The sequence below is a fragment of the Alteromonas sp. ASW11-130 genome, from assembly GCF_026183735.1.
Taxonomy (GTDB): Bacteria; Pseudomonadota; Gammaproteobacteria; order Enterobacterales; family Alteromonadaceae; genus Alteromonas.
Map to the genome: position 1 here is coordinate 559953 of NZ_JAPFRE010000027.1, position 10244 is coordinate 570196.

9 protein-coding genes and 1 pseudogene are annotated in these 10244 nt (G+C 42.6%); 8 read left to right on the forward strand and 2 right to left on the reverse strand.

Going from position 1 to position 10244, the window contains the following annotated elements; all coding sequences use genetic code 11:
- Positions 1 to 7: 7 nt before the first annotated feature.
- A complete protein-coding gene (gene clpS, locus OPS28_RS11675; protein ID WP_265609625.1) occupies positions 8 to 328 on the reverse strand; it encodes an ATP-dependent Clp protease adapter ClpS in 321 nt (106 codons plus the stop codon).
- A 199-nt stretch (positions 329 to 527) separates the two neighbouring features.
- Between clpS and cspD the strand changes: the two genes are divergently transcribed.
- Positions 528 to 746, forward strand: a complete 219-nt coding sequence (gene cspD / locus OPS28_RS11680; protein ID WP_169211691.1) for a cold shock domain-containing protein CspD — start codon at positions 528 to 530, stop codon at positions 744 to 746.
- A 250-nt stretch (positions 747 to 996) separates the two neighbouring features.
- On the opposite strand, the gene OPS28_RS11685 is transcribed toward cspD, so the two are convergent.
- Positions 997 to 3219: an NADP-dependent isocitrate dehydrogenase gene (locus OPS28_RS11685; protein ID WP_265609626.1), complete on the reverse strand. Its 2223-nt coding sequence runs from the start codon at positions 3217 to 3219 to the stop codon at positions 997 to 999.
- 321 nt (positions 3220 to 3540) lie between these two features.
- Between OPS28_RS11685 and OPS28_RS11690 the strand changes: the two genes are divergently transcribed.
- The 7 genes and pseudogenes from OPS28_RS11690 to OPS28_RS11720 all read left to right on the forward strand — a co-directional run.
- Positions 3541 to 4101: an rRNA large subunit pseudouridine synthase E gene (locus tag OPS28_RS11690; protein ID WP_265609627.1), complete on the forward strand. Its 561-nt coding sequence runs from the start codon at positions 3541 to 3543 to the stop codon at positions 4099 to 4101.
- 119 nt (positions 4102 to 4220) lie between these two features.
- Positions 4221 to 5342, forward strand: a complete 1122-nt coding sequence (mnmA, locus tag OPS28_RS11695) for a tRNA 2-thiouridine(34) synthase MnmA (protein ID WP_265609628.1) — start codon at positions 4221 to 4223, stop codon at positions 5340 to 5342.
- Positions 5303 to 5968, forward strand: coding sequence for a high frequency lysogenization protein HflD (gene hflD, locus OPS28_RS11700; protein WP_265609629.1), 666 nt, complete (start codon positions 5303 to 5305; stop codon positions 5966 to 5968). Before mnmA ends, hflD begins: the two co-directional genes overlap by 40 nt.
- A 14-nt stretch (positions 5969 to 5982) precedes the next feature.
- Positions 5983 to 7353 (forward strand): adenylosuccinate lyase, encoded by a 1371-nt coding sequence (gene purB / locus OPS28_RS11705; protein ID WP_265609630.1) that lies wholly within the window; start codon positions 5983 to 5985, stop codon positions 7351 to 7353.
- A 57-nt stretch (positions 7354 to 7410) separates the two neighbouring features.
- Entirely contained in the window at positions 7411 to 8604 is a 1194-nt protein-coding gene (locus OPS28_RS17085; protein WP_265609631.1) for an adenylate/guanylate cyclase domain-containing protein, read from the forward strand.
- An 83-nt stretch (positions 8605 to 8687) separates the two neighbouring features.
- Positions 8688 to 9800 (forward strand): JmjC domain-containing protein, encoded by a 1113-nt coding sequence (locus OPS28_RS11715; RefSeq protein ID WP_265609632.1) that lies wholly within the window; start codon positions 8688 to 8690, stop codon positions 9798 to 9800.
- Between the two features lie 309 nt (positions 9801 to 10109).
- Positions 10110 to 10244 (forward strand): annotated as a pseudogene (locus OPS28_RS11720) (transposase); the annotation flags it as partial.

Genomic DNA, 10244 nt, shown 5'->3' on the forward strand with positions numbered 1-10244 from the left:
TGGTTAACTACGCCTGCTCCATGGAACACATAAGCGGATGTTGATGCTTACGTGCATACTGATTGACTTGCATCACTTTCGTTTCGGCTACTTCGGCAGTGTATACACCGCAAATAGCTTTTCCTTGATAATGTACGGTCAGCATTAGCTGATTGGCCTTTTCAGTATCCATATTAAAAAATTGCATGAGCACTTCGACTACAAAATCCATTGGAGTGTAGTCATCATTGTTCAACAACACTTTATACATCGGCGGCGGTTCAACTTTCTTGCGCACCGTTTCACGCAATTTCTCTTTCTCAATACTAATGGTGTTGTCTTTACTCATAATTTAATCATAGTTTGTACCCAGCGGATTACTTAGAATTATTTTAATATTAATTATTCAATTTAGCCTTGACATCCGATGGTTAAAATATCTACAGTTTGTCTGTGATAAAGATTGTGACAGCTTTATCGCAGTGTTCCTATAGTTTTATTGTGGGGACATATTTGTGTGAGTTCAAGGATTAAGAGGAAGTCGAAGTATGGCGGTTGGTAAAGTAAAGTGGTTTAACAATGCAAAAGGTTTCGGATTTATCGTTCCTGAAGACGGTGGAGAAGACATCTTCGCGCATTACTCAACCATTCAAATGGAAGGTTATCGTTCCCTCAAAGCGGGTCAGGAAGTGACCTTTGAAGTACAACAGGGACCGAAAGGCTTGCACGCTGAGAATATCGGTTTGAAAGATGAGCCGGAGCGTTAAAAGTTAAACCTGAATTAATTTTAAACAAAAAAGGTCTTTTATTGATTCCTTTTGAATATAAAAGACCTTTTTTATGGCTGTAGACCGACCTTTTTAAAAGGTCGGCAATATAGATGCAAGCAGAAGTGAGCGTGATTCACTCTTCTGGAAGATAGTGTTGTGCCAGAATTAATAAGTTAATATTCCATTCAATAAAAAAGCCCGGTTCATAACCGGGCTTTTTAATGTCTATTGTTGCTGGTTAAGTGAATTAATCCAGAATTTCATGAAGTGTTTTACTTGGCGACATCGCGGTATAAACTTTATCCTCATCTGGATAATAATACCCGCCTATATCTTGTGGCTGTCCTTGGGTACTGTCGATCTCAGCGATGATAGTATCGACCTTCTGAGAAAGCTGCTCATGTACCGATTTAAAAGTTGCAGCTAAGTCACTGTCTTCAGTCTGGTTTGCAAGCTCTTGAGCCCAATACATTGCCAGATACACATGACTTCCTCGATTGTCTAGCTGACCTGCTTTACGTAGCGGAGATTTACCATTATTCAATAGCTGCTCTGTGGCCTTATCCAGCGCCTTGGAAATCAACTTAGCTTTATCATTTCCTTGTTTAATCGCGAGGTCTTCAAGAGAAACGGCAAGCGCCAAGAATTCCCCCAGTGAATCCCATCGGAGGTGTCCTTCTTCAACAAACTGTTGAACATGTTTAGGTGCTGAGCCACCTGCACCCGTTTCATATAGACCGCCGCCCGCCATCAATGGCACAATAGATAGCATTTTAGCACTGGTTCCTAGCTCTAAAATTGGGAACAAATCAGTCAGGTAGTCGCGTAAAACATTACCTGTCACCGAAATGGTATCCAACCCACGAATGGCACGCTCCATACTATAGCGGATAGCACGAACCGGAGACATAATCTGGATATCTAACCCTGACAAGTCATGGTCTTTTAGATACTTGTGGACCTTTTTAATGAGTTGCGCATCGTGAGCACGTTCATCATCCAACCAGAAGACTGCTGGCATGCCAGACTGACGTGCTCGGGTTACGGCTAACTTTACCCAGTCCTGAATCGGCGCGTCTTTAACCTGACACATCCGCCAGATATCACCTTCTTCAACATCGTGCTCAATCAGTACATTACCGTCCTGGTCGATAATCTGTACTTTACCATCAGCTTCCATTTCAAACGTTTTGTCGTGAGAGCCGTATTCTTCTGCTTTTTGGGCCATTAAACCAACATTCGGCACTGTGCCCATAGTGGTGGGATCGAAGGCTCCATGCGTTTTACAGAAATTAATAACTTCCTGGTAAATAGTTGCATAGGTACTTTCAGGAATAACAGCTTTAGTATCGTGAGCCTTCCCGTCCGGTCCCCACATTTTCCCTGAATTCCGGATCATCGCAGGCATTGATGCATCAACAATGACGTCGCTTGGTACGTGAAGGTTAGAAATGCCTTTGTCTGAATTGACCATTGCAATAGGTGGGCGGTCTGCATAGCACTTGTTAATATCTTTCTGGATCTCAGAACGCTGAGATTCAGGCAAGCTAGAAATCTTGTCGTAAACACTGCCTAAACCATTATTAGGGTTGACGCCCAACTCTTCGAACAATTCACCATATTTATCGAACAATTCTTTGTAGAATACTTTCACACAATGACCAAATACGATGGGGTGAGACACCTTCATCATGGTGGCTTTTACGTGAAGTGAAAATAATACATCGGTGTTCTTGGCGTCTTCAATTTGTTCTTCGAAAAATCTGCATAGCGCCTTTTTGCTCATGAACATGCCATCGATGACTTCATCTTTTTGCAGTTCAACTTTTGGTTTAAGGGTTTTCTTATTGCCCTTGGTGTCAGTAAACTCGATGCTGACGTGGCCCGCTTTTTCTATCGTCGTAGACTTTTCGCTGGAGAAGAAGTCGCCACCGCGCATATGCGCTACGTGAGAACGTGAAGCCTGACTCCACTCGCCCATTGAGTGTGGATGTTTGCGAGCATAATTTTTTACCGCTGTCGGTGCGCGGCGATCAGAATTACCTTCTCGTAATACGGGATTAACCGCACTGCCTAAAATCTTTCCGTAGCGTTCTCGGATGTCTTTTTCTTCATCCGTTTTAGGGTCTTCTGGGAAAGGAGGTACATTAAAACCTTTCGCATTTAATTCTTTTATTGCGGCTCTTAGCTGAGGAATGGAAGCACTAATATTCGGAAGTTTGATGATGTTTGCATTTTCGTCTTGCGTCATTTCACCCAATTCACTTAACGCATCAACAATACGTTGCTCGTCTGAAAGGTATTCAGGAAAATTGGCTAGAATACGCCCAGCGAGTGAAATATCTCTCAGTTCAACTTCAACGTCTGCTTCGCCCGCAAATTTTTTAATGATGGGCAACAGGGAATAGGTGGCCAGCATTGGCGCTTCATCTGTTTTGGTATAGATGATTGTCGACTTGGCTTTAGTCATTATATACCTCAATGTTGTCGGTATTTTTCTACCGTTTTAGTTCCGTTTTGATTTTTTTGCTAACATAACCTGATACAGTAATTTCTTGCTATCATGCATTGTAATAGGATTTATGGTTTACACTTCCTATTACTTTTTACTTTATTAAATGCTTAGCAAACTAGGTGAAATACCTATCATTAATCAGGTCATATTCAAAACCGCGCCCATTAGTATAGGGTCGATTACCTGAGTTACAAGTCATACCAATTGCTTATAGACTTTACACATGCTCCAAATTTTCGTTTTTTTTCTAAAAATGTAAGGATTACCTGACGCTCGATGAAAAAACAGTCAAAAACACTACGCTCCACAATAGTTCTATTTAACAAACCGTTTAATGTTCTTTCTCAATTTACTGACGCAGATAATCGCCAAACCCTCAGTGATTTCATCCAAATTCCCGATGTTTACGCAGCAGGTCGGCTCGATCGCGACTCCGAAGGCTTACTTGTTTTAACCAACGACGGTAAATTACAACATAAACTTGCTCACCCCAAAGCTAAAACCAGCAAAACATACTGGGTTCAAGTAGAAGGCGAACCCGATCAAAACGCCATTAATGCGCTTAAAGAAGGTGTAGAGTTAAAAGACGGATTAACTCAACCAGCTAAAGTTGAACTTATGTCGGAGCCCACAGTATGGGAGCGGGATCCGCCGGTAAGATTCAGAAAACATATTCCCACTTCCTGGTTACGTATCACTATCAGCGAAGGCAAAAACCGGCAAGTGAGAAGGATGACCGCGCATGTGGGCTACCCTACTCTGCGCCTTATCCGTTATCGTTTAGGAAACTGGACGATCGATGGTATTCCAAATGGTCATTATGTAACCTTGACTTAACGTAAATATTACTTGCTTTTCACTTCATCAAGAAAGCCCGACCTGAACGTGTCAATTGCCAATTATTCTGTTAAGATCCGCGACCTTTAATTTGCTCCAGAGGATACAAGGTACTCACCGTGTCAACTTCTTCAAAATCCATTGCTGATCCAGCTTCCAAGAAAGTCATCGTCGGGATGTCTGGCGGCGTAGATTCTTCCGTTTCCGCATACCTACTTAAAGAACAAGGGTATCAGGTGGAAGGCCTATTTATGAAAAACTGGGAAGAGGATGACAATGACGAGTACTGTGCCGCAGCTGAAGATTTGAAAGATGCACAATCCGTTGCAGACAAACTTGATATCCCGCTACATACAATCAACTTCGCAGCCGAATATTGGGACAATGTATTTGAGTACTTTTTGGAAGAGTACAAAGCCGGTCGCACGCCCAATCCCGACATCATGTGTAACAAGGAAATTAAATTCAAAGCGTTTCTTGAATTTGCTGCTGAAGATTTAGGCGCAGATTATATTGCTACGGGACACTATGTTCGTCGCCGACACCAGGGTGAGCATTGGCAACTATTGCGTGGTTTAGATACTAACAAAGATCAAAGCTATTTTTTGTACACGTTAGGTGAACAACATGTGGCCAAAACACTGTTTCCTGTAGGCGAGTTAGAAAAGCCGTTAGTAAGAAAAATTGCTGAAGAGCAAGGACTTATTACCCACGATAAAAAAGACTCGACTGGGATTTGTTTTATTGGTGAGCGTAAATTTAAAGACTTCCTTTCTCGCTATCTGCCCGCCCAACCCGGTCAAATCGAAACGGCTGAAGGGAAGTTAATAGGTGAACATGAAGGCTTGATGTACCACACGCTAGGCCAACGAAAAGGGTTGCATATTGGCGGTTTAAAAGAGCACGGTGATGAACCCTGGTACGTGGTGGATAAAGATGTTAAGCGAAATGTTCTGATTGTCGGCCAGGGTGCAGATCACCCTCGCCTATATTCTAACGGTTTAGTAGCAAAGCAGCTACACTGGGTAGATCGAAAAGAACTGGTAACGCCTGTTAAAGCAGTTGTGAAAACGCGTTACCGTCAAACCGATATTCCCTGCACAATCACGCCTACTTCCTCAGGTGAAGTAACAGTAATGTTTGATTCACCACAAAAAGCGGTAACTCCTGGCCAATCAGCCGTTTTTTATCAGGACGAAGTATGTCTCGGTGGTGGAATTATAGAGAGTTATATTCGTTAGTTATGACACCAGAAATCGAACAACATTTAGCGCTGGCGGGCGTTTGCCAGGCAGCAGCTTTAGTAAAGCAACTTGCCCGTCAAGGCAAAATAGACGAGCGCGCATTTGAAGCTAGTCTTTCCAGTATCTTAGTAACCGAGCCAGAAAACCCGCAACAGGTGTTTGGTAGCCTTGATAACCTCAAGCTGGGATATCAAATGTTAGTTTCTCAGCTTTCAGATAAATCAAACACAAAAGATACTGAAATTACCCGCTATGTAGCCAGTATTTTAGGGCTCGAGCGAAAGCTGGCGGGAAAACCAGATGCTTTAGATGAGCTAGCAAATAGAATATCTCATGTTCAACGGCAGCTAGCTCACGTCGATTTTGAAAATACGCAAATTGCCGCATCGTTGGCGAGTATTTACAGTGATATTGTCAGCCCGCTAGCGCCTAGAATTCAGGTAGCAGGTAACCCAGAGCACCTTAGTAAAGTAACCAATCAACAGCGTGTACGTGCCTTACTATTGGCAGGTGTGCGAGCTGCGGTAATGTGGCGTCAAATGGGCGGCAAGCGTCGCCAGATACTCTTTAAACGCAAACAAATTTTACGTAGTGCTTATGAAGCACTTAAGTTAATTAATTAATCGAGGTGTAACAGGTGGAACTGACTCAGTTAACCGCAATTTCTCCAGTAGACGGTCGCTATGCTGGCAAAAGTGAAGCATTAAGAAGCATATTTAGCGAGTACGGTTTGTTAAAATACCGCGTCGAAGTAGAAGTTCGCTGGCTACAAATGCTTTCTGACACTCCCCAGATAAACGAAGTCCCTGCTTTCACAAAAACAGCCAACCAACTACTAGATAACATTGTGGCTGATTTTTCGGTTGTGGATGCCCAGCGGATAAAAGAAATAGAACGTACTACCAATCACGACGTCAAAGCGGTCGAGTATTTTTTGAAAGAAAAAGTCGCAGATAGTGAAGAATTAAATAAAATTAATGAGTTTATCCACTTCGCCTGCACCTCGGAAGATATCAATAACCTATCACACGGACTTATGCTCCGTGAGGCCCGCGAGTCAGTTATTTTGCCTTACTGTGATAAACTGATTGCTGCATTGAGTAAACTAGCACACGAATATCGCGACATTCCAATGATGGCGCGCACCCATGGTCAGCCTGCCTCTCCCACTACTATGGGGAAAGAAATGGCGAATGTGGCGCTGCGCTTAATCCGTCAGCGGAAGCAAATTGCTCAGGTAGAACTATTGGGTAAAATCAACGGTGCAGTAGGAAACTATAACGCTCACCTTTCCGCTTATCCAGATGTTGACTGGCACACTCTTTCAGAAAAGTTTGTCACCCGTTTGGGCCTGGAGTGGAACGCATTTACTACTCAAATCGAACCACATGACTACATAGCAGAGCTATTTGATGCTGTTGCACGCTTTAATACAATTCTAATTGATTTTGATCGTGACGTTTGGGGCTATATTGCCTTAGGTCACTTCAAACAAAAAACAGTGGCTGGGGAAATTGGCTCTTCAACTATGCCCCATAAAGTTAACCCAATAGACTTTGAAAATTCTGAAGGTAACCTTGGATTAGCTAACGCAGTATTTAATCATTTGAGTGCCAAGCTTCCTATTTCACGATGGCAACGGGATCTTACCGATTCAACGGTTTTGCGCAACCTGGGCGTGGGTGCGGGATATTCTGTAATCGCCTATGAAGCTACCTTAAAAGGTATCAGCAAACTTGAGGTGAACGAAGCGAGCTTGAGTGCAGAATTAGATGCAAACTGGGAACTTCTGGCAGAGCCTATCCAAACCGTTATGCGCCGCTATGGTATCGAAAAGCCCTATGAGAAATTAAAAGAACTCACCCGCGGAAAGAAGGTAAACGCTGAAGTTATTGCACACTTTATCGACAATCTGGATATGCCGGAAAGCGCCAAAAGCGAACTAAAACGTTTGAGTCCAGCTACCTATATTGGTGACGCGATCAGGCTAGTAGATCAGTTACAATAGTCTGTTATTTTACTTAGTCTTGTTTCTGGTGCTAAATAACATTCCAGAAACAAGACTGTGGTTCAATTAATTTCCAGTTCACCATTAAAAAGCGCTAATCAATATCAAGCGAAAGTCGTTCAGCGGACGATTATTGTCGCTTTATTATGTCTGGTTTGCCAGTTCCCTCTGGCTGTTTACTATAATGCCCAGGTCACCTATTCAGCTTTTTTCAATTTAGCTATTCATTTTTCACTTCTGCTATGTGCTCAAATGCTCTCTAATGCGAACAAATGGCAAATGGCACGCTTACTTCTTAGTGCGACATATCTGTCATTCATCGTTAGCGCAACGTTTATTTGGCAAGAAAATCTTTATATTCAGCACTTTTTACTTTTCGGAGTGCTAGTGAGTAACAGTTTCTATTTGTACAACGAACGTTTCCAAAAGTGGTTTAGTAATGCTTTGATGATAAGTGTCTTTTTGGGTTTAGAAGTGTATTTTTCGATGTCCCTGGAACATTGGTCTTCAACTATCAGGTTGGCCAATAGCATCACGTTGGTAGGCGCTAGCTGTCTCATATTGTTTATGATGCAGCACTATACCAAGCAAAGGTGGCAACAAATTAAAGCATTACAATCACAAACGAACGAGCTACTTCGCACTTTTTTACCCCAACCCCAACACTTATCTCGAGCCCATTGGCCTAGTGGTTACCAAGAACGCTTCGAAAATGTCTGTGTGTTATTTGCTGATTTGCAAGGATATACCCAGTTATCACAACATTACGACGATGACGAGATTGTCACTATTCTTGATACTCTCTATCAGCAATTCGATCAGCTAGCGCGGGAGTTTCAAATTGAGAAAATAAAAACTAACGGCGATGAATATATGGCGGTAGCGGGCTTACCTTTTAGCGCCTCTGACTGTTCATCTAAACTAGAGCGTATCGACAATATAATAACCTTCGCCCGACATTTGATTAATACAGTAAACCAACTTTTCACGCAGCTACACACGACCTGCAACTTACGCGTCGGAATAGCGATGGGTTCGGTTACAGGAGGTGTGATAGGTAGCCAGCGTCTTTGTTTTGATGTGTGGGGAAAAACCGTTAATCGCGCAGCAAGTCTTGAACAGGTAGCGGCGCCTGGCTACATAGCTGTATGTGACGTTATCGCCAGAAATGCGGAAACTGCTGGTGTTTACCAAATTTTACGTGTTGAACGTGAAAACCAATCCCACCATATCATAGCTCCCAATAGTTAAGGTTGCATCAGCAATACTCAAAACGCATACTGTCGCTAACCTTAGCTCGCGTATACCGATTTCTTATGTCGTTTGATCCCTCAATGTTCCTGACACAATACTGGCAAAAAAAGCCAGTCGTTCTTAAGCAATTTTTTCCTGACTTTTCTGATTTTATCGATGAGCATGAATTGGCATATCTGGCCCAAGATAGCGAGCTAGATAGCAGAGCTATTATTCATAATGAAAAAAGCTGGGAGGTTATCCAAGGGCCGTTTGATAGTTTCACAGATATTTGTCGAGACTATTGGACGTTGTTAGTTCAGGGAGTAGACAAAGTGCATCCTGACGCTTCAGAGCTAATGGATGCATTTAGTTTTATCCCGTATTGGCGTATGGATGACCTAATGATAAGTTTCGCAGTGGAAGGCGCAGGCGTTGGTCCTCATATCGATCAGTATGACGTATTTTTAGTACAGGGAAAAGGAACGCGCCGATGGCGTGTAGGTCCCCCTGGCGAGCATAAGCCCGTTCATCCTCATCCCCTGCTTTCCCAAATAGAGCCTTTCGGGGCTGTAATCGACGTTGAATTGGAAACGGGTGATGTTTTATATATCCCCCCTAACTGGCCACACGAAGGAATTGCAACCAGTGACTGTGTTACATACTCGGTAGGTTTCAGAGCGCCCGATACAGAATCACTAACCCGCAGTTTTGATTTGTTGTTTAGCAATTCATTAGGGATCAGTAAACGCTACAGCGATCCTGAGTTAAATACACAAGAGTTTCCAGGTCTGGTGCACCATTCATCTATTGCTTCACTGAGAGATCAATTAATAGAAACCCTTAATCATCCGTTATGGGAACAATCTCTTCTTAGAATGTTGAGCGAGCAAGATCTGTTAGTAGAACCTCCTGAACAGCTACTCACGGAAGATGAATTTGAATACAAACTAAATCAAGGAGAATGTTTTGAACGTGTACCCGCGTGTAGACCCATTTTTACCGAACGAGATGGACTACTGGGCATTTTTATCGAGGGCGAATATTTTGAAATGACAACATCGCAAGCTTTAGTCAAAAAGTGTATGAGTGGTCTAACTGTTACCATTGAAGAGCTTAATGAAAGTCAGGATAAAAATGCATTTTTATCCCTTTTTACCGAGTTAACAAATAAAGGATATTGGATTAATACATCTGAATATGAGTACGTATGATATGGGGACGTGTGAAGGGAATAACGTTCACCTGAGCGACGAAAATAGTAGATGTGTAAAATCGTATTGAGCGTTAATTTTTTAAATTAAACGAATTTATTGTTGTGCAGTTGAATAAATCCACATGTATCCTAGCTCACACCCTTCTGTCTCTTCGACAATTCGTAATCTTACATCTGCGTCTGTAGATACCGCCGTAAGCGCCATTGAGATTTATAGGTGGACAGGCACTAACCATCCTTCAGAACAGTAGGATTTTGCCCTACCTTCAGCATAATTACCCCCCCTTTTCTTAGTGTTGGTAAAACTGTGCCTAGACCTCGTAAAAATCTTATCAATCTGTCTGATACCCCTTACTACCACTGCATCTCACGATGTGTACGGAGGGCCTTTTTATGCGGTAAGGACGATAATACGGGTAAAAGTTACGAGCATCGTCGACAA